The following is an 18,635-nucleotide window of genomic DNA, read 5'->3' as shown; positions in this document are numbered from 1 at the left end:
CCGGCGACGCCCGCAACTGCCAGTGATGGTGATGCTCACCTATGCCGCCGCGCGCGGCCACACTTTCTTGGACCGGCGTCCGTATCTACCGCAGTCCTGGGCGAGCGACCGTGAGCGGTGCCGGGCGGCCGGAGTCCCCGACGAGGTTGCCTTCGCCAGCAAGCCGCAGCTGGGCGTCGCCATGTTTGAGGATACGGTGGTTTGCGGGCTACCGTTCCCCTGGGTGACTGCCGGCGGACGCGGACTACGGCCAGGACCCGCTCTCAGGTCCTAGCCGCACGGGCAGAGGATCCGCTACGTGCTCGCGGTGCCCATCACGCTGCCGGTTGAGGGTCCGCCGGGCAAGCCGTACCTGCGGAGGGTCGCGGCGGCCGGTGACCTGCTGCACTACGCCATCGTGCGCGAGCAGTGACGCCGCAGCCAGGGCGAGGGCTCCGAGGGCCAGCGAGCCTACGACTGAACCTGGTTCGAGGTCACCCTGCCCGGACAGATACCGGCCGACGGCTGCTTCGCCCACCAGCTGCTGATCCGCCGCAGCACCGGGAAGAAGCAACTGACCGGCGGGCGGCCGCGTCGACTTCGAGTACGCGCACTTCCTCGTCCATGCCCCGGCCGCCGCCCCGGTCACCGATGCGATCGTGAGGGCCGGTGTCCGCTGGAAGATCGAGGAGAACAACGAACTCGCCAAGCAGATCACCGGCCTGGGCAAGTACCAGGTCCGCTGCTGGACCTCCTGGCACCGGCACGTCACCTGCGCGATGCTCGCCATGGCCTTCCTGGCCGTCCAACGCGCCCGCCACCCGACCCACAACCCGAATCCGAGCCCATCGGGCAGCCCACCAGCCAGGCGCAGGCCCCGGCAGACGAGGGAAAAGCACGGGAGACGGCGGCAAGGGGCACCTTCCGCTGATCCAGCTGACCGTCCCGGCCCTCGCCTGTCTCCTCGCGACCCCCTCCCCCCTGGCGACAACCCGAACCCAACCCATCAGATCCTCAAGATCTGAGGTTGTAGTACTGGTTCGCGTCCGTCGCTGTCCTTAACAACAAAGGCAGCTACGAGATCGTCTTCCGCGACACCACCCGTCGCGAACACAGGGTCGAAACCGACACCAGCATCGGCCGGATCGCAGGCGCCTCATCGTCTGGTGGGCTGGCCGCCCGCGACTTCCCCGGACGGCCAGCCCACCAGACCAACACCTTCTAATGACGATGGCAGCGGGCCGGACCAGATCTTCAGTCCTCCAAGTCGATGGCGAAGTCCACCACCGTGGTGTCGCCGCGCCTCACGATCGGGTGGGCGACCTCCACGATCCGGCCGTTGTCGGCGATGTGTCGCCGGGTGTAGCGCAGCACCGGGACACCTGTACCGATTCGGAGCGTCTGGGCCTCCTGCTCCTTCGGCATGCCCGTCATGAAGGACTCGGTGATCCTCGTGATGCGGATGCCGAGGGAGGCCATCTGCGCCCTCGTCCCACCCGGCCACGGTTCGTGGATCGGGTCGGCCACCGGGGTCCCCTCCACGTCGCTCCAGCGGACGTACGAGGTGCTCATCTGGGTGGGGTGGTCGTTGTCGTAGAAGACGAAGTGCCGGGCAAGCAGGCGCTCGCCGACCTCGCACTCGAAGAGGGCCGCCAGGTCTGGTGTCGCAGTCACCCGCTCGAACCTCTTGTCCAAGCGGTACTCGCTCCAGCCGATCCCCTGGTCCCTGGTGTACGGCGTGGACGGAGCACCGGGCTTGTTGCGGTACCGGTCGGCGGCCATGCGGTGCACAGGAGGCGTCTGCCGTACGAGAGTTCCGGCCCTGGCCCGTGTCTCGATCAGCCCCTCGTTCCGTAGGAGCGCGAGGGCGTTGCGGATCGTCGTCTCCGACACGCGGTAGTGCTCCGAGAGCGCGGGGAGCGTCGGAATCTGGTCGCCCGCGCTGAACTCACCGGACGAGATGCGACGACGCAGCTCAGCAGCGATTCGCAAGTACTCGGGCTGTGCCACTGACCTACCACCGTTTCGAGTGATCGCTGCTTTCTGTGCACACATATTGCCCCGACCGGCTTGACCAGCGCCAACCCGGCCCGCCAATCTGTGCACAGATAAGAGTTATCTGTACTCAGAAAGCCGTGGCTACTAGGGGACAAGCATGCCCGAAACAGGTCAATCGTGGCGTCGGGAGTTCAAGGCGCACCCTGTCGAGGCCCGCCAGGTCCGCGAGTGGGTGGCCAGTCGCCTGGAGCATCCGTACGCCGCGCAGGTCGCTCACGAGCTGTTCGCATCCGTTCTCGCCACGGGGACCGAAGCGATCGAGATGACGCTCTCCACCGCAGGCCTCCGCATCCGGATCGCGGCGGCCGGCTCGGTGGAGCTGAGCGTCCTGCACAGCCACGGCCCCGGCTTCCAGATCGTCAGCGCCCTCTCCGCCCAGTGCGGCGTCAACACCGACGGCCACGGGCTGTGGGCTCTGCTCAGCGCGAAGGACAAGACGTGAAAGCAATCATCAGAGCAGCAGAGTGGACACTCGGGCCCGAGGCCGCCGAGGGCGCACCCAAAGAGCCGCTGCACGAGACCGAGTGCACGACGTGCGGAGAACAGTCCGGGGCCACAGAGGGCGAGCGCCTCCCAGCTGAGGTCTGGGCTCTGAAGCACACCGGCGCCAACCCGACGCACCGGACCTACCGCGCGATCATCACAAGCTTCTGGCGGGTCGTTCCCGCCGAGGGCAACCCCTACCGCGAGTTGGAGGCGCCGTGACCGGCACAAAGCCGAAGGCATGGGTTGGCGACCAGGTTCACGACGTCAACACCGGCAAGGAGGGTGTGGTCACCGACGTGAAGTCGGACGGGACTTATGTCCTGCGCCCCCTCTACGTGCGGTTCCGCACATGGACGGTCCCCAACGCGGACGGACTGGAGGTCACCCTGTCTCGCGACGAGCAGATCAGGCGGCGCCGGGAGGAGTCGTGACCGAGTTACCCAAGCGCGTCCCGACGGATCGCCTCGGCGTCCTGGTCGCGGCGTACGAGTACGAGATGGGCACCTGCTTCCGCTGCTCTCTTCGCCGAGTGCAGGTGACCCGCTTCGGCGAGATCACGAGCAACGAGGGCGAGACCCCGCTGTACGCCTGCCGAGAGTGCGTACAGGAGTTGCTGACCATGTACGAGCGCGCCCTGGAGCGGATGAACACCCAGCCCCGGATCATCCAACTCCCCCGAACCCCTCGCGGAGCAGAGGCCAACTGGCCCAGATAGCTCCCCCCGCCCGGGGGCACACGAGGAGGCAGGTGTGGGCTGGAGCCTCACTGCAGTTCCAGCCCACACCCTCGGCTCAGTGATCCGCGCAGCACGGTGTCGGATCAGGCACCTCGAACGGCACCAAGGTGCCCCCGATCGCGGGCATGGCGGCAAGGACGAGTTCGTCGCCCTGCCACTGCGGTCGTACATGACCATGCGTCACCAGGGTTTGACCGGCGGGTGGTTGACCCGAAGTGCCGAGCACCGTCACCCGGTCGATCGCGCTCCGGGTCAGCAACTCCCCCACCGTCACCGTGCCGTTGAGCGAGTCCGCGCCCGGGTAGACGACCACGCGGCCCACCTCGTCGGGAAGGCCGGGCGTCACCTCGTAGCCCTGGGCCGTCAGGCGCTCCTCGGCTGTGCGCAGGAGCGGTTCCGACGGCAGGGTGAAGGACAGGGCGACCCGGGGGCGGTCGCCGCGCAGCAGGTGGGTGCAGGCGAACGTGCCCTCCGGGAGGGCCAGTTCGGTCGCCAGGGCGAGGAGGAGGTGGTCGGCCGCGCGGAGGGCCGACACCGAGGTGTCGGCCCAGAGGGCGTACCGCGTCACGAAGGCAGGATCCATATCGGGTTCGTGTAGAACCAGAGGTCCTTCCACGGGTCCGCGTCGCCCACGACGTCGATGGCCGGGCCCGCCGGGTCCACCGTCGCGCCCAGGGCGCCAGGCGCGGAGCGGTTGCCGTCGCTGCCGCGCAGGCGGACGTACACCGGGCGGTCGACGCGTCCGAGGTCGTATGTGAGGCGGAGTGTGCCCGTGGGCTGGTTCACCTCGTATGTCTTGACGACCCTGGCTGTCGGAGCCGTGAAGGTGTCCCGGTCCGCGACCGGGCCGGTGACATCGCCCTGGATGACGTCCACCTTCGCCAACTTCGGCAGGAAGCCCGCCCAGTTGGGGCTGTCGGCCAGTGTCACGTCCACCGTGAGTGTGACCTTCGTGCCTCGCTTCACGTGCAGCGCGCCGCCCAGCGTGCTCCAGCGGCCGCCGCCCGAGACCCGGACGTCGAGGCCGCCGAGCAGCTGGCCGTGGTCGACCCAGATGCGGCCGGCGCGGATGCCGTCCATGACGGCGGCGTAGGAGAAGCCGTCGGAGCCGACGTGGGTGCGGCTGTACTGGCCGGGCCAGTAGTCGCCCTGGGTGATGTCGATCTTTCCGCCGTAGATCGGGTCCTCGTAGCGGCCGTTGCCCTCGAAGCTGCCGCCGGGGCCGCGTACCGCGGTGTCCGCGTAGACCTGGTGGGAGTCGGAGTTGGCGGTGATCCACCAGGGCTTGCCCTCGGCGATCAGGCTGTCCCAGAGGCCGCCGACCGTGGCGGTCATCCAGTCGAAGCCGCCCCAGGTGCGGTAGCTCTCCAGGGGGTAGCCGGGGAAGGAGTTGGCGCTGGGGTTGTTGTCGTAGATCCCTCGCGCGCGGCCGGGGCCCAGCGGTGCGGGCAGGCCCGCGGCCTGGTGGCCCGGCGCGCCCTCGAAGCCCACGGCGATCTGGTGGCTCGCCGGGCTCGCGTCGCGCCAGGCGCGGATCTCGTGCGGGGAGTCGACACCGCGCCGCGCCGGGTGGTTGGCGAGCATCAGCGCGTCCTTGACCTTGCGCCGCTTCACCTGGTCGGAGAGGAAGGCGAGGCCCGCGACGGCGAGCGCCTCGTTGGCGGGCGTGGAGTCGGAGGCGTTCTTCACGCTGCCGTCGTAGTCGGTCTCGAACTGCTTGAGGACGGAGACCTCGTTGTTGCCGGGGTGCACGAAGACCGTGGCGTGCTCGGCGCCCGGGATGTTCCACTCCAGGCCCTGGAAGACAAGGGTGTCCTCGTACGCGGCACGGGCGGCCCTGATGTCCGGGTTGACCTTGTCCACACCGATCTTGGCGTGCGTGGTGGAGCCGTGGTCGGTGATGACCAGCCAGTCCATGCCGTGCTTGGCGCCCTGGCGGACCTGGTCGACGACGCGGTACTTGCCGTCGCTGCTGTACTGCGTGTGGATGTGGTGGTCCCCGGTCAGCCACAGGAAGCCGCCTCTTCGGCGGGAGTTGGTGGAGGCGGAGGCGGGAGCAGCCGCTGCCGGAGTGACTACGCTCGCGGCGGCGAGGCCCGCGCCGAGCAGGCCGGCACCGCGCAACAGCGTGCGGCGCGACCGCTGTTCGGGGTTCAGTTCCTCGTCGGGCACGGAGGTGTCGAGGGCGGCGGGCAGCGCCGTACCGTCCTCGGGACCGTGTGCGTGATGGTGGTGGTGATCGCCGTGTCCGTGCGAGTGCCCGTGCCCCATGGCTGCGCCTCCTCAGTCACGCGGCGCCCGTAGTGCGCCGCCTGAGGAGAATCCGTGCGAAACATGAACCTTGCCCAACCGGAGGGTGAGCGCCGGACGACCCGGACACGGCGGATCACCTCGCCACTCACTGTTCCCCCAAGAGCCCTTGTCCATCACACTGTTGGCCGTCGAACCTGAGCAGCGTTCACCTATCGCCCCCATGGAGACACCCCCACCATGAGAAGACTCATCGGCACCCTCGTGGCCGGCGCACTCGCGCTGACCGGGCTCGCCACCACCGGCTCGACCCCGGCGGCCGCCGCCACCTCGGGCACCTTCAACGTCCTCACGTACAACGTCGCGGGCCTGCCCGAGCTGCTCAGCTCGGGCAACCCCGAGGTGAACACCCCGCTGATATCACCGCGGTTGGGCGCGTACGACATCGTCAACGTGCAGGAGGACTTCAACTACCACGCGGCGCTGTACGCGAACGACAACCACGCGTACCGCACGGCGACCAGTGGTGGTGTGCCCTTCGGTGACGGTCTCAACACCCTCTCGGACTACGCCTTCCAGGACTTCGAGCGGGTGAAGTGGAACGACTGCACCGGCACCAACTGCCTTACCCCGAAGGGCTTCTCGCTGGCCCGGTTGCGGCTCGCCGAGGGCGTCTACGTGGACGTGTACAACGCCCACCCCAACGCGGACGACACCGACGAGGCGCACGCCGCCCGCCGGGCCAACATCTCGCAGCTGTCCGCCTTCATCCAGGCCAACTCCGCGGGCAACGCGGTGATCGTCGCCGGTGACACGAACACGCGGTACACCCGCGCGGGCGACAACATCCGCACGCTCGTGGCGGACAACGGCCTGACGGACGCATGGGTCCAGCTGGTGAAGGGCGGTGTGCAGCCGACGCAGGGCAGTGACGCGCTGCTCTGCCCGACGACCGCGCCGACGAACGACTGCGAGGTCGTCGACAAGATCTTCTACCGTGGCAGCAAGCTCGTGAACCTCTCCGCGACCCGCTACAACAACGAGTGGGCGTCGTTCCTGGACTCCGCGGGCGGCAACCTCTCCGACCACTTCCCCCACACGGTCGACTTCTCCTGGACGCTGCCCTCGAACCTCCGCGCGAGCGATTTCTTCGGCGGCCCGCACGGTACGGCGTTCAACGACGCCGACGACCTCCCGGCGACGCGCTCGCCCCGCACGCTCACCCTGCGCGGCGGCTCCCGGCTGGACGCGGTGTCCCTGACGCACGACGGCGGCACGACCCTCACCCACGGCGGCACGGGCGGCACGGCCACCTCGCTCACCCTGGCGTCCGGTGAGCACCTCACCTCGGTGAAGCTGACACAGGGTCAGAAGGACGGCCGGACAAGGATCTTCTCGGCGGCGTTCACCACCGACAAGTCCCGCACCCTGACCTCCGGCACGGCAACGTCGGACACGACGACGTTCACGGCACCGTCGGGCTGGCAGATCGTCGGCTTCACGGGCCGCTCGGGCGACGAGATCGACAAGCTGGGCGTGGTGTACGCGCCGATCGCCTGACCCGGTCAACTACCCTGACCGACTTGCCTGTTGTGCGGGCGGACACCCAACGGCGTCCGCCCGCACCCGCGTCCGGAAATTCATTGCACCCACCACCCTCCCAGCGGGTAACTTCCGGAGGATGAGTGATCATTACGACGTCAGCGGCACCGGCCCCGTCCTCCTCGTCATCCCCGGCGGCGCCGGACACCCGATGGGCCTCGACACCTTCACGGCCCGCCTCTCCGAACGCTTCACCGTCGTGACGTACGACCCCCTCGGCCTCGCCCACGGCCAACTCGGCAGGCCTGTCGAGGAACAGCGCGTCGAGTGGTGGAGCGAGGGCGCGGCCCGGGTGCTCGAAGCGGTACTCCCCGAGGGCGAGTCCGCGTACGTGTTCGGCACCAGCGCCGGCGCCGTCCCCGCCCTCGACCTGGCGGCCCGGCACCCGGACCGGCTGCGGCACGTGGTCGCGCACGAGCCACCGGTCGTGGGGGTACTGCCCGACGCGGAGCGACAGCGGGCCATGTTCACCGATGTGTACGACACGTACCGCAAGCACGGCCCGGAGGCCGCGGCGGCCAGGATGACCGCGGGCCTGGAGGAACGACCGCCGACTCCCCTGGCGCCGGACGCGGAGGCCCAACCGCTTTCCCCCGCCGATGAGTTGAGCAACCCGATGGCCCTGATGCTCACCCGGGTCCTGGTGCCGTTCTCCTCCTACGACCCCGACCTCACCGCCCTCTCCTCCTCGCCACCCCGTCTCACCCTCGCCGCGGGAATCGACTCCGTCGACCAGCTCCTGTACCGCACCGCCACGATCCTCGCCCGCCGCACCGGGAACGCCGTCCGCCAGTTCCCCGGCGGACATCTCGGGGTGATGACGCACTCGGCGGAGTTCGCCGCACGCCTCACGGAGACACTGGTCCCGGTGGGCTGATCCGGGCCGGGCCCGGTGTCCCGAATCCGTGGCGCCGGTGACCGAGACCGAGTGCCACCACTTCGCCGTACGAGGGTGCCTCGCCTCTCGGCACCCGTCCGGCCCGGATGTCGCCGAGCGCCTCCACGGCCGCGCCGAGCGCCCGCCGGTAGAGAAGCGAACCGAGACTGACCCGGCGTACACCGAGGTCGCCGAGCTGGGCGACTGTCGGTCCCGTGGGCGAGTAGAGGATGTTGAGCGGCACGTCGAGGCGCTCGACCAGCGCGGCGATCCGGTCCGGGTCGGTCAGTCCGGGCACGAACACCCCGTCGGCGCCCGCCTGTTGGTAGGCGTCGAGGCGGGCCATGGTGTCCCGGGCCAGGTCGGGGGACCGGCAGTCGCCGAGCCAGTGCGTGTCCGTGCGGGCGTTGACGAAGAGGCCCGGGACAGCGGCCTTGACGGCGGCGATCTTGGCGGCATGCCGGGCGGCCGGTCCGAGGCCGCCCTCCCGGTTTCCGTCCTCCAGGTTGATGCCGACGGCCCCGACGACGGACAGCTCCCGCGCGAACTCCCCCGCCCGGCACGGGTCTTCGCTGAATCCGCCCTCGGCGTCGACGGACAGCAGGAAGTCCTCCGTACCGAGATTCAGGGCGAGTTGGAGGGTCTGGTCGCGCGTGGCCGCCGTACCGTCGGGCAGTCCGACGGCGGCGGCGACGCCGAGACTCGTGGTGCCGATCGCCGCGAAGCCCTGGGCGGCGAGGGCCACGGCCGAGGCGTGGTCCCAGGCGTTGGGGAGCAGGAGGGGAGCGTCGCGGTGGTGGAGGGCGGCGAAGGCTGACATGGGCGTGGACGTGGCGGGGGAGGGTGAGGGGGACATGCGGTCACGGTAGGGGCGCGATCGTTCGGCACGGACCGAACCGTCCACCCGGATGGTGGGTCGGTGCGGTGGCGGCGCCGACCTGAACGCGGAGAAGATCGGCCGATCCCGTCAGCCGACGGAGGCCTCGGATCGCGCCGAAGAATGAGGGGGCCCCTTTTGAGCATCACGTTCGACACGACCCGAATACCGCCGTCCGACAGAGCGGAGGTCATCCGCGACGTCATCTGGGGCCGGGTCGTCCGGGTGGACATCCGGCATCATCCGCGGCAGGAACTGATCTCGGCGGTCGGCACGATCAGTGACGTCGGGGCCTTGAACATCTGCTCGGTGAGGTCCAACGCAACCGTCGTCCGGCGTACCCCGTCGCTGGTACGCGACGACCTGGAACCCAGCTTGTTCCTCGGCCTTCAGGTCTCGGGGTCGAGCATGGTGGTGCAGGGCGGTAGAGAAGCGGTGCTGCGTCCGGGCGATCTCGCGGTCTACGACACCACCGAGCCGTACACCCTGGTCAATGAGAGCGGCATCCACCAGCACTACTTCCGCATCCCCCGCCGGGAACTGGCCCTGCCCCCGGCAGTGCTCAGCAAGGTCACCGCGGTGCGACTGGGCCGGGACCACCCCGTCGCCGATCTCGCGTCGACGTACTTCACGCGGCTCGCCGAAACCCGGCCGGGAATGGATCCCCAGCAGACCGAGGCCGTGGAACGACCCAGTGTCGAACTGCTGCGAGCGGCGCTCGCCACCCGTCTCGGCGAGTCCCGTCTCGCTCAGGAATCGCTTGAGTCCACCCTGCAGTACCGGATCACGGAGTACATGCGCGCCCATCTCGCCGAGCACGATCTGACCGCGGCCCGGATCGCCCGCGCGCACCACATATCGGTGCGGTACCTCTACACGATCCTGGCCCGCTCGGGGATCACTCTCGGCGACTGGCTCCGCGCCAACCGCCTTGAACAGTGCCGCAAGGAGCTCGCCCGCCCCGGGAACCGTTCGGTGACCATCGCGGCCGTCGCACATCGCTGGGGCTTCACCAGCGCCAGCCACTTCAGCCGGGTTTTCAAGGAGGCGTACGGGGTGTCGCCGCGCGAGTGGCGGCAGTCGACGGACCGGCGCGCCCTCGGCCCGGGGTGAAGGGCGTCCGTGTGCACGGTGAGGAGAGGTCTGTGCGCGAGCAGTCACTACTGCGGCCCCGTCCGGCCCTACTGTGAGTCCTGGACACGTCAGGGGAAATCCGTACGGCACATCATCAGGGCGGATCGGCTCGCGTCATCGCCGCCGCCCGTGGCGTCCGTGCCTGGCACCCAGCCGAAGAAGCCTCCCTCCCCGCAGAATGGACCTGGTCATGCTCATATCGCGCGACCTCGAACGTGTGGAACAGATCAACGCCACCGGCCGCACCCCGGCGGTCTTCGTGCACGGCCTGTGGCTGCTGCCCAGCAGCTGGGACAGGTGGGCCGCCGTCTTCGAGCAGTCCGGCTTCGCGCCGCTGACTCCCGGCTGGCCCGACGACCCCGAGACCGTCGCCGAGGCCAACGCCCACCCCGAGGTCTTCGCGGGCAAGAGCGTCGGCCAAGTCGTCGACCACTTCGCCGAGTTGATCGGCGAACTGGATCGTAAGCCCGTCGTGATCGGCCACTCCTTCGGCGGCCTCATCGCCCAGATGCTCGCGGGCCGGGGCCTCTCGGCAGCCACTGTGGCGATTGATCCGGCGCCCTTCCGCGGAGTGCTTCCCCTGCCGGTCTCCGCGCTGCGCGCCGCGCGGCCCGTGCTCGGCAATCCGGCCAACTTCCACCGGGCCGTCCCCCTCACCTACGACCAGTTCCGGTACGCCTTCGCCAACGCGGTCAGCGAGGAGGAGGCCAAGGAGCTGTACGAGACCTTCGCGGTCCCGGCCCCCGGGGAACCGCTCTTCCAGGCGGCCGCCGCGAACATCAACCCCTGGACCGAGGTGAAGGTCGACACGCTCCATGCCGAACGCGGCCCGCTGCTGATCCTCTCCGGGGAGAAGGACAACACCGTTCCCTGGGCCATCGCCAACGCCTCGTACAAGAAGCAGGCACGCAACGAGGCCGCCGTCACCGAGATCACGGAACTGCCCGGTCGCGGCCACGCACTGACGATCGACAGCGGCTGGCGCGAGGTCGCCGACACCGCCCTGGCCTTCGTGCGGCGCTTCACCGCCTGATCGTGGGCTGCGCGGGCTGCATCAGCCGCGCGCCGACAACTGCCGTGTTCGCGCCCATACGGTGGGGTGGAGCCGCTGGTGAGACGTCGTCGCCAGTGGCAGCGGCCGTCACGGCGGGACACGGCAGCTCAGCCCGGGCCCGCCCGGAGTGTGTGCGCAGGCGCGGTGGTCGGGAAGCCTCGCCCAGAGGACCGGGGAGCGTCGACGCGGCGTCCGGCGGAACCCGGTCCGATCCGGCGGCAACCTTTCCCCGCCCCCCGGCAACAGACAGGCATGACTTCAGCACCACTCCCCCGCACCTCCGCCCATCGCCGCACCCACGCGGCCCGCAAGCCCCTGATCGGGGGCCTCGCGGCGGCCGGGCTGCTCGCCGGCGCCTGGTACGCGACCGCCGGGGCGGCGACCACGGCGACGCCCGGTCTCGCCATCACGACCACCTCGGTGACGCTGCCGGCCAAGTTCCCCTATGTGTCGGCCGGTTACAACAACACGCGTGAGTGGACGCGCACGGCGACAGCGGTCGCGCCCAACGGCACGATGCGGGTCGCCTGGCCGGCCTCGGACGGTGTGCACGTGACCCCGCTGACCTCGGCCGGCAAGCGCGCGGGCGGGGACGCGATCGTCAAGGGCGCCAAGGAGGTCGGCGGGCTGATCGCGCACAACGACGGCTTCGCACTGCTCACCCGGGTCGCCGACACCAACAAGTGGAAGGAGACGGCGGCGGCCCTGGTCCGCTTCTCCCAGGGCAAGGAGGCCTGGCGCACCAAGCTCACCGGCACCGCGTCCAACGACACCTCGCCGACCCTGGACGGCCAGCTCACCTGGAACGGCACCAAGTACGGCGCCTACTTCGTGGTGCACGGCGCGGGCGGCTTCGCGGACGGCCACTTCGGCGACAAGCTGTCCTACCTCAGCTCCAAGGGAGCGAAGCTCAGCGGGGGTTGGGGCTGGGGCTGCTCCCACAACGAGGGCATCGCCCTGCACGCCGAGACCACCGGCGCCTTCACCTCCCTCTGCTTCGACGACTGGCGCTCGGGCCTGTTCGTGTCGACGGGCATCGGCGCCCCCGACAACGCGCCCGCCGTGCAGCGCGAGCAGTGCTGGGCGGGCTACTGCGGCGGCACGTACGCGGGCCGCACCGGTGACCTGGTGAAGTCGTCCACGGGCCGCTACGCCACCGCGTACGGCTCGCGCGGCTCGGCCTCCGCCGCGAAGAACCCGGACGACGCGAGCGGCCGGGGCTGGACCGTGAAGCCGAGGTGGAGCACGCACCAGGCTGCGGTGTCGTTCCTGAAGAACCGCAACTCGCCTGCGGGCAAGGCCATTTACCTGACGAACTCACCGGGTACGGAACACGTCAACGTCCGGGTCGCCCCGTACGGCAAGGACCGGCTGCTGGTCTCCTGGGAGTCCCTGAAGAACGCCAAGTGCGCGAGTGGCACCTGCACCGGCACGTTCACGGGCACGCATCTGAGGCTGATCGACTGGAACGGCGTGTACAAGACGCCGGACAAGGTCGTGCAGGCGCGCATCACGGGCGACATAGCGGTCCTGAAGAACGGCTCCCTGACCTGGGCATACGCACCGGTGACCCCGACGTACGCGACCCCGCTGAACGGCGCGTCCCCGACCACCGCGACGCTGCGGATCGCCCGCCTCGCCCTCTGAACCGGACGGGCACGGCAAGTGGTCGAACCTGGAGCGCCCCGGTTCCGGTCGGGACGCCCCAGGGGCTCTTGGCCGCGCCCCAAAGGGGCGCGGGGCTCATCGATCTGCGGATCCGCCGCGGGGCGCGACCAGCCCCCACGGACCCGCAGCCAACGACCCACATATCCCGCAGAACGCTCAGCGCACCCCGCCCCGCGGAACCAGCCGCTGCGCCACCAGCTCGTCGCGCACCAACTCCGCGTACACCGTGGCCCCATGGACGGACGTGTGCGTGTTGTCCCGCTTCTCGTTGTACAGGTACAGCGCCTTGGAGCCCTCGACCCCGAGGGACTCCACCAGCGCCTTCGTCCTGGCCGTGAGATCGATCAGCGGCACTCCCTGTGCCGCCGCGACCGCGCGGATCACCGCCGGGTGGTCGACGCCAAGTCCGTTGACCAGCAGGGCTGTTCCGTTGTTCAGGGTGCCGTCGGCGTTGAACCAGCGGCGCACGATCGGGGTCACCAGTACCGGTTTCCCCCCTCGCTCACGGATACCCGCGACGAGTGTCTCCAGGTTCGCGCGGTACGTCGGTTCGTCCGTCTGCTTGTCGTTGTGGGCGAGTTGGACGAGGACCAGGTCACCGGGCCGGATCAGCGGCTGAACGGTCGGGAACAGCGCGGAGTTGGCGAGGTAGGTGACCGTACTCTCCCCGGAATCCGCGTAGTTGGCGACGGACAGGCCCTTGCGGAGGTACTGCGGGAGCCGCTGGCCCCAGCCGGTGTACGGGTCGCCGGGCTGGTCGCAGACCGTCGAGTCGCCGACGAGGAAGATCTGCCGGGTGTGGCGTCCGGCCGGGGTCACCCGGATGTCGGCCAGGGCCGGCGCCGAGCCGCCGAGGACCAGGTCGAGGCCGGGGGTGCCCTCGGGGCCGGTCGGTTCGCCTTCGGGCGTACGGACGTTCACGGTGAAGCTGCGGGCGACCCGCTCCCCTGCCGCCGTGGCCGTCTCCGGGAGGAGCGCGCGCCGAGTCTCGCCGCTGACGGCCGTACTGGCGGCGGCCTCACCGCCGAGCAGCACCCGTACGTCGTAGGTGCCGGGCGCGACGTCGAAGTGGCAGGCGGTGGCTGTGCAGTTGGCGATGCCCAGGGCGTGCGGAGGGCGTTCGTGGGCGGCGGCCGGCACGACCGACAGACCGGCGGCGGTGCTCAGGGTCACCGCTGCCAGCACGGCACGGTTGAAACGTCTCATCGCGGTTCCCACAGCAGTCCTCCGTCGCTCGACAAGGCCCAGCGGCAGGACCGTACATCGCCCGACAAGCGCTTTCTAGATCCCTGCACGATTTCACACAACTGCCAACTTCCTTACAACGAAAGCCCTTTCGCGAAATCGATTCAACTGTCACTCTTCCGAAAACCACACCCCCCACGACCCGCACCCGCACACCCCCACACCTCCGAAGGAGGCACCCCCACATGTCCTCAGCCAACGACAGACACGCCGGGCCCCACCTCGGCCGCCGTGCGCTCGTGCTCGGCGCCACGGCCGCCGCCGCCGGACTCGCCCTGCCCGGCACGGCGCAGGCGGCGACCTTCGGCTACACCGACGACGGCACGAACTACGTCATCGACACCGGCGCCAACCTCGTCTTCAAGGTCCGCAAGTCCAACGGCGACCTGTCCTCGCTGGTCTACCGGGGCACGGAGTACCAGGGCTACGGCGGCATGAACTCGCACATCGAGTCCGGCCTCGGCACCTCCACCGTGACCATCACGCAGTCCGGTTCGACGATCCTGGTCAGCGTCACGTACGGCACGCTGAAGCACTACTACGCGGCTCGCAGCGGCGAGAACAACGTCTACGTGTGGACCAACAAGGCCGACACCTCGGTCTCCGCGACCCGGTTCATCCTGCGCGTGAAGGCCGGCCTGTTCCTCAACGACGAGCCGGATTCCTACACTTACGCACCGACCACCATCGAGGCCTCGGACGTCTTCGCCAAGTCCGACGGCCAGACCCGCTCGAAGCACTACTCGAAGCTGCGGGTCATCGACTACAACTACGTCGGCTGGACCACCGGCAGCGTCGGCCTGTACGTGGTCCGCAGCAACCACGAGAAGGCGTCCGGTGGCCCGTTCTACCGCTCCCTCCTGCGCCACCAGAGCGCGGACGGCGGCGGCCTGTACGAGATCCTGTACTACGGCCAGAACCAGACCGAGGACCAGCGCTTCGGCCTCCAGGGCCCGTACGTCATCGCCTTCACGGACGGCGGCACACCTTCCTCGTCCCTGTTCCCGGGCACGCTCACCACCTCGTGGGCGGACTCGCTCGGCATCTCCGGTTACGTCGCGGCGGGCGGCCGGGGCCGGGTCGCGGGGGTCGGGATCACCGGGCGCAACACGGCGTACGCGTACACGGTCGGGATCGCCAACTCGGCGGCGCAGTACTGGGCTTCGGCCCGCGCCTCCGACGGCTACTTCTCGATCACGGGCGCCCTTCCGGGTACGTACACGCTGACCGTCTTCAAGGGCGAACTGGCGGTGTACACCACGTCGGTGTCGGTCACGGCCGGCGGCACGACCACGCTCAACTCGATCGCGATCCCGTCGTCGAACGACCCGAGCAACGCGAGCGCGATCTGGCGGATCAACGACTGGAACGGCACGCCGAGCGGCTTCAAGAACGCCGACCTGATGACGTACGCGCATCCGTCGGACGTCCGGGCCGCCGCCTGGACCGGCAACGTGGTGATCGGCAGCGGCAGTGAGACCTCGGCCTTCCCCTGCTACATCTGGAAGGACGTCAACAGCGGTCTGCTGGTGTACTTCAAGCTCACCGCGGCGCAGGCCGCCGCCGCGCACACGCTGCGCATCGGCGTGACGACGGCCTACGCCAACGGTCGCCCGCAGGTCGTCGTCAACGACACCTGGACGTCGGCGATCCCCTCCCCGCCCACCCAGCCGAGCACCCGGTCGCTGACCAACGGGTCGTATCGGGGGAACAACAACACGTTCACGTACAGCGTGCCGGCGTCCGCCTGGCTGACGGACACCAGTCAGTACAACGTGCTGAAGATCAACGTGGTGAGTGGGTCGGGGACGACGAGTTATCTCAGTGCGGGTACGGCCATCGATGCGCTGGATCTGTTGAGCTGAGCGCTGGCCGGGCTTTCGGGTTCACCGCGGGCCCGGTGGGGGCTGGTCGCGCAGTTCCCCGCGCCCCTGTAGGGGCGCGGTCGGCCCGTCATGTGCCGCGTGTCCACTGCTGGTTCGTTCCGCTGTTGCAGGTGTACGTGATGATGGCGGCCGAGTCGGCGGTGGACGCGCCGTTCACGTCGAGGCACTCTCCGGTCGCGCGGGAGACGACGTTGACGTAGGAGCCGGTCGTGGTGAGCGACCACTGCTGGTTGGTGGCCGAGGAGCTGCAGTTCTCCTGTGTGACCGTGCTGGCGTTCTCCTGGACGCACAACGAGCTGTTGCGGACCATGAGTTGGTAGTAGCCGGTCGCGACCGACTTGAACCAGTACTTCTGGTTGTTGCCGCTGTTGCAGGTGTACTGCTTGATCTGGGCGCCCGCCCACAGCGACTGGCTGGTCACGTCCGCGCACTTGGACGAGTGCCGGGCGATCAGCGTGTTGTACGTGGCGCTCGTACCGGTGATCGTGCCGGTGGCCGTGTCGAGGGTGACCTCCGGGGACCAGGACATGGACATCGTGGTCGTGGTCGGGAAGGTCAACGGCAGCCAGACGTAACGGGAGTCGTTGACGGTCCCGCCGAAGGAGTTGCCCCAGCGGTCGCCCATGTAGAGGTAGGAAGTGCCCGAAGTCCCCTGCACGGGAAGGACGTACGCGGTCTGTGAGCCGTACGTCGTCGAGTCGCCGACGTTCGCCATGGCCGTCCACGGGCCGGTGATGCTGGTCGCGGTGGCGTACTGCTGCTGGTTGGGGCTCCAGCCGGTGGCGCCCGAAGTCAGCATGAAGTAGACGCCGTTGCGCTTGAAGAGGGCCGGGGCCTCGCGGTGACCGCCGTGCCAGGGGTCGGCGACCAGGCTGTCGATGCCGGTGTAGTCGGCGGTGAGTCTGTAGATCTGGAGGTCGTAGTTCTCGCGGGCGGCGGAGATCATGTACCCGGTGCCGTCGGTGTCGACGAACACCGTGATGTCACGGGACATGTGGGTGTCCAGCGGGCGGAAGCTGCCCTGCCAGGTGTAGTTGCCGTCGACGGTGTCGGAGACGGCGACGGCCGCGCGGGCCTCGCTGTAGTCGGCGCCGTTCTCCTTGTGCATCCACATCACGTACTTGCCGGTGGACGCGTTGTACATGACCTTCGGCCGCTCGATGTTGGCGGTGGCGAGTTCGGAGGCGCTGGACTGGGTCAGGACGTGGTTGCGGAACTCCCAGTTCTTCAGGTCGGTGGAGCGGTAGGCGTCCACGTACTGGAAGGTGTTGTCGGCGTTGCGGTGCTCGCCGAACCAGTAGTAGTAGGAGCCGACCTTGATGACCCCGCCGCCGTGCGCGTGCACGGGACTGCCCGAAGTGTCGGTGAACTGGGTGCCGTTGGTGATGGTCACGGCTGCGGCCTGGGCGGGTCCTGCGGTGGCGAGGGCGCCGGCCAGCGCCAGACAGAGGGCGAGGAGGACCGCGTACACACGTCTCATCAGACACTCTCCTTCGGATTCAGGGAATCGACCTGCGTGCCCGTCTGTGTGTCGGCGACGGGAATGCCGAAATCCGGGGTGCCGTCGGTGTTCCAGCCGAGCTTCTGCACCCGGGTGTGGCGGTTGGGGTCGTTGAGCGGATCACCGACGATGTCCTTGTACTGCCGTGCGTGGTAGACGAGGACGTCGGTACGGCCGTCCTCGGCGACGGTGAAGCAGTTGTGGCCGGGGCCGTACTGCTTGGTGGTGTCGTTGCTGGTGAAGACGGGTGTCGGGGACTTGGTCCAGTTGGCCGGGTCCATGAGGTCGGCGCGGGCGTCGATGGTCAGCAGGCCCATGCAGTAGTTGAAGTCGGTGGCGCTCGCCGAGTACGACATGAAGATCCGGCCGTTGCGCTTGATGAACGACGGCCCCTCGTTGACCCGGTAGCCGATGCGCTCCCAGTCGAACTCGGGTGTGGTGAGCCGGATCTGAGGTCCCGTCAGGGTGAGCGGGTCGGCCATCCTCGACAGCCAGACGGCGGTGTTGTTGTCCATGCCGGGCTCGTGCTGCGCCCAGGCGAGGTAGCGGGAGCCTCGGTGGGTGAAGGTGGTGGCGTCGAGGGAGAAGGTCTCCCAGGCGGTCCTCAGCTGCCCGCGCTCGACCCAAGTCCCCTTGAAGGGATCGGGGTTGGAGTTCTCCAGCACCCAGATCCGGATGTCCCAGATGGCCTCGGCGGGCGCGGAGGCGAAGTAGACGTACCACTTGCCGTCGATGTGGTGGATCTCCGGCGCCCAGATGTGCGCGCCCATGACCCCGGTCGCGTGCTTGCGCCAGATCACGGACTCGTCGGCGGTGGCGATCCCCCGGATGGTGCGGGAGCGGCGCAGGATGATGCGGTCGTACTCGGGGGCGGTGGCCGTGAAGTAGTAACGGCCGTCGGTGTGGCGGTGGATGTGGGGGTCGGCGCGGTTGCGGACGAGGGGGTTGACGTAGGGGGTGGTGGGGGCGCAGGGGGCACCGGCTGAGGCTGTGGCGGCGTGCGCGACGCCAGGGACGGTCACCAGGGCGCCGGCGGCGAGGGCGCCCTTCAGGAGGGTTCTCCGGGCGGAGGGGGACGGGTCTTCACGTTCGGACGGATGGCGGGCGCGGTTCATGCGGACTGCCTCTCGGTGGTGGGGCGCGAGATGTTGGCGGGTGTGCGTATGTGGGGGGTGACACGAGAAACGTTCGTAATAGCGAACAAGATCTGTCATTCCGAACGCCGAAAAGGTAAGCGTGTGTTACGGGAAGGTCAACGGGTCGGGAGAGACCAAAACGACCG

The 18,635-nt window shown here is 69.1% G+C and carries 18 protein-coding genes; 11 read left to right on the top strand and 7 right to left on the bottom strand.

What is annotated here, in order from left to right:
- The first annotated feature begins 25 nt into the window (after positions 1–25).
- Positions 26–274 carry a transposase gene (locus ACFYXF_RS41075; RefSeq protein WP_389357395.1) on the top strand — a complete coding sequence of 83 codons (249 nt, stop codon included), beginning with the start codon at positions 26–28 and terminating at the stop codon, positions 272–274.
- Between the two features lie 959 nt (positions 275–1,233).
- On the opposite strand, the gene ACFYXF_RS41070 is transcribed toward ACFYXF_RS41075, so the two are convergent.
- Positions 1,234–1,989: a GntR family transcriptional regulator gene (locus tag ACFYXF_RS41070; RefSeq protein ID WP_389357393.1), complete on the bottom strand. Its 756-nt coding sequence runs from the start codon at positions 1,987–1,989 to the stop codon at positions 1,234–1,236.
- Between the two features lie 145 nt (positions 1,990–2,134).
- Here ACFYXF_RS41070 and ACFYXF_RS41065 point away from each other — a divergent pair, with 145 nt between their 5' ends.
- The 4 genes from ACFYXF_RS41065 to ACFYXF_RS41050 are packed head-to-tail and all read left to right on the top strand — an operon-like array spanning position 2,135 to position 3,238.
- Positions 2,135–2,479, top strand: a complete 345-nt coding sequence (locus ACFYXF_RS41065) for a hypothetical protein (RefSeq protein ID WP_389357391.1) — start codon at positions 2,135–2,137, stop codon at positions 2,477–2,479.
- Positions 2,476–2,742, top strand: a complete 267-nt coding sequence (locus tag ACFYXF_RS41060) for a hypothetical protein (RefSeq protein WP_389357389.1) — start codon at positions 2,476–2,478, stop codon at positions 2,740–2,742. The genes ACFYXF_RS41065 and ACFYXF_RS41060 overlap by 4 nt, the downstream gene beginning before the upstream one ends.
- Entirely contained in the window at positions 2,739–2,954 is a 216-nt protein-coding gene (locus ACFYXF_RS41055; protein WP_389357387.1) for a hypothetical protein, read from the top strand. Before ACFYXF_RS41060 ends, ACFYXF_RS41055 begins: the two co-directional genes overlap by 4 nt.
- Entirely contained in the window at positions 2,951–3,238 is a 288-nt protein-coding gene (locus ACFYXF_RS41050; protein WP_389357385.1) for a hypothetical protein, read from the top strand. The genes ACFYXF_RS41055 and ACFYXF_RS41050 overlap by 4 nt, the downstream gene beginning before the upstream one ends.
- A gap of 76 nt (positions 3,239–3,314) precedes the next feature.
- Here ACFYXF_RS41050 and ACFYXF_RS41045 read toward each other — a convergent pair whose 3' ends face one another.
- Both ACFYXF_RS41045 and ACFYXF_RS41040 read right to left on the bottom strand, forming a co-directional pair.
- Positions 3,315–3,842, bottom strand: a complete 528-nt coding sequence (locus ACFYXF_RS41045) for a hypothetical protein (RefSeq protein WP_389357383.1) — start codon at positions 3,840–3,842, stop codon at positions 3,315–3,317.
- A complete protein-coding gene (locus ACFYXF_RS41040) occupies positions 3,824–5,530 on the bottom strand; it encodes a PHP domain-containing protein (protein ID WP_389357381.1) in 1,707 nt (568 codons plus the stop codon). Before ACFYXF_RS41040 ends, ACFYXF_RS41045 begins: the two co-directional genes overlap by 19 nt.
- 219 nt (positions 5,531–5,749) lie before the next feature.
- On the opposite strand from ACFYXF_RS41040, the gene ACFYXF_RS41035 reads away from it, so the two are divergent.
- Both ACFYXF_RS41035 and ACFYXF_RS41030 read left to right on the top strand, forming a co-directional pair.
- Positions 5,750–7,069: a jacalin-like lectin gene (locus ACFYXF_RS41035; RefSeq protein ID WP_389357379.1), complete on the top strand. Its 1,320-nt coding sequence runs from the start codon at positions 5,750–5,752 to the stop codon at positions 7,067–7,069.
- A gap of 121 nt (positions 7,070–7,190) precedes the next feature.
- Complete coding sequence (locus ACFYXF_RS41030) at positions 7,191–7,988, top strand: alpha/beta fold hydrolase (RefSeq protein ID WP_389357377.1); 798 nt, start codon at positions 7,191–7,193, stop codon at positions 7,986–7,988.
- Here ACFYXF_RS41030 and ACFYXF_RS41025 read toward each other — a convergent pair.
- Complete coding sequence (locus tag ACFYXF_RS41025; RefSeq protein WP_389357375.1) at positions 7,960–8,844, bottom strand: isocitrate lyase/phosphoenolpyruvate mutase family protein; 885 nt, start codon at positions 8,842–8,844, stop codon at positions 7,960–7,962. The genes ACFYXF_RS41030 and ACFYXF_RS41025 overlap by 29 nt on opposite strands.
- Positions 8,845–9,003: 159 nt before the next feature.
- Between ACFYXF_RS41025 and ACFYXF_RS41020 the strand changes: the two genes are divergently transcribed.
- The 3 genes from ACFYXF_RS41020 (at position 9,004) to ACFYXF_RS41010 (ending at position 12,700) form a co-directional block, all read left to right on the top strand.
- Positions 9,004–9,978 (top strand): helix-turn-helix domain-containing protein, encoded by a 975-nt coding sequence (locus tag ACFYXF_RS41020; protein WP_389357373.1) that lies wholly within the window; start codon positions 9,004–9,006, stop codon positions 9,976–9,978.
- 211 nt (positions 9,979–10,189) lie between these two features.
- Positions 10,190–11,032, top strand: a complete 843-nt coding sequence (locus ACFYXF_RS41015; protein WP_389357371.1) for an alpha/beta hydrolase — start codon at positions 10,190–10,192, stop codon at positions 11,030–11,032.
- A gap of 273 nt (positions 11,033–11,305) precedes the next feature.
- Positions 11,306–12,700 carry a hypothetical protein gene (locus ACFYXF_RS41010; RefSeq protein WP_389357369.1) on the top strand — a complete coding sequence of 465 codons (1,395 nt, stop codon included), beginning with the start codon at positions 11,306–11,308 and terminating at the stop codon, positions 12,698–12,700.
- Between the two features lie 177 nt (positions 12,701–12,877).
- Here ACFYXF_RS41010 and ACFYXF_RS41005 read toward each other — a convergent pair whose 3' ends face one another.
- Positions 12,878–13,927, bottom strand: coding sequence for a rhamnogalacturonan acetylesterase (locus ACFYXF_RS41005; protein ID WP_389357367.1), 1,050 nt, complete (start codon positions 13,925–13,927; stop codon positions 12,878–12,880).
- A gap of 224 nt (positions 13,928–14,151) precedes the next feature.
- Here ACFYXF_RS41005 and ACFYXF_RS41000 point away from each other — a divergent pair, with 224 nt between their 5' ends.
- Positions 14,152–15,831 (top strand): rhamnogalacturonan lyase B N-terminal domain-containing protein, encoded by a 1,680-nt coding sequence (locus ACFYXF_RS41000; protein ID WP_389357365.1) that lies wholly within the window; start codon positions 14,152–14,154, stop codon positions 15,829–15,831.
- An 88-nt stretch (positions 15,832–15,919) separates the two neighbouring features.
- Here the strand turns inward: ACFYXF_RS41000 and ACFYXF_RS40995 are convergent, their stop codons facing one another.
- Complete coding sequence (locus tag ACFYXF_RS40995) at positions 15,920–17,332, bottom strand: RICIN domain-containing protein (RefSeq protein WP_389357363.1); 1,413 nt, start codon at positions 17,330–17,332, stop codon at positions 15,920–15,922.
- Entirely contained in the window at positions 17,332–18,468 is a 1,137-nt protein-coding gene (locus ACFYXF_RS40990) for a family 43 glycosylhydrolase (protein ID WP_389357361.1), read from the bottom strand. The genes ACFYXF_RS40995 and ACFYXF_RS40990 overlap by 1 nt, the downstream gene beginning before the upstream one ends.
- Positions 18,469–18,635 lie beyond the last annotated feature (167 nt).

It is taken from the genome of Streptomyces sp. NPDC002680, assembly GCF_042889145.1.
GTDB lineage: Bacteria > Actinomycetota > Actinomycetes > Streptomycetales > Streptomycetaceae > Streptomyces > Streptomyces adonidis.
The sequence above is the reverse complement of the archived record's forward strand: the minus strand, read 5'-3'. Positions and strand labels throughout refer to the sequence as shown.

What these genes read in the sequence shown, in the direction of transcription:
- ACFYXF_RS41000 (WP_389357365.1), top strand. Translation starts at nt 14,152, where the DNA reads ATGTCCTCAGCCAACGACAGACACGCCGGGCCCCACCTCGGCCGCCGT.
- ACFYXF_RS41075 (WP_389357395.1), top strand. Translation starts at nt 26, where the DNA reads ATGGTGATGCTCACCTATGCCGCCGCGCGCGGCCACACTTTCTTGGAC.
- ACFYXF_RS41025 (WP_389357375.1), bottom strand. Translation starts at nt 8,844, where the DNA reads ATGTCCCCCTCACCCTCCCCCGCCACGTCCACGCCCATGTCAGCCTTC.
- ACFYXF_RS41005 (WP_389357367.1), bottom strand. Translation starts at nt 13,927, where the DNA reads ATGAGACGTTTCAACCGTGCCGTGCTGGCAGCGGTGACCCTGAGCACC.
- ACFYXF_RS41015 (WP_389357371.1), top strand. Translation starts at nt 10,190, where the DNA reads ATGCTCATATCGCGCGACCTCGAACGTGTGGAACAGATCAACGCCACC.
- ACFYXF_RS41035 (WP_389357379.1), top strand. Translation starts at nt 5,750, where the DNA reads ATGAGAAGACTCATCGGCACCCTCGTGGCCGGCGCACTCGCGCTGACC.
- ACFYXF_RS41045 (WP_389357383.1), bottom strand. Translation starts at nt 3,842, where the DNA reads ATGGATCCTGCCTTCGTGACGCGGTACGCCCTCTGGGCCGACACCTCG.
- ACFYXF_RS40995 (WP_389357363.1), bottom strand. Translation starts at nt 17,332, where the DNA reads ATGAGACGTGTGTACGCGGTCCTCCTCGCCCTCTGTCTGGCGCTGGCC.
- ACFYXF_RS41065 (WP_389357391.1), top strand. Translation starts at nt 2,135, where the DNA reads ATGCCCGAAACAGGTCAATCGTGGCGTCGGGAGTTCAAGGCGCACCCT.
- ACFYXF_RS41040 (WP_389357381.1), bottom strand. Translation starts at nt 5,530, where the DNA reads ATGGGGCACGGGCACTCGCACGGACACGGCGATCACCACCACCATCAC.
- ACFYXF_RS40990 (WP_389357361.1), bottom strand. Translation starts at nt 18,468, where the DNA reads ATGAACCGCGCCCGCCATCCGTCCGAACGTGAAGACCCGTCCCCCTCC.
- ACFYXF_RS41010 (WP_389357369.1), top strand. Translation starts at nt 11,306, where the DNA reads ATGACTTCAGCACCACTCCCCCGCACCTCCGCCCATCGCCGCACCCAC.
- ACFYXF_RS41030 (WP_389357377.1), top strand. Translation starts at nt 7,191, where the DNA reads ATGAGTGATCATTACGACGTCAGCGGCACCGGCCCCGTCCTCCTCGTC.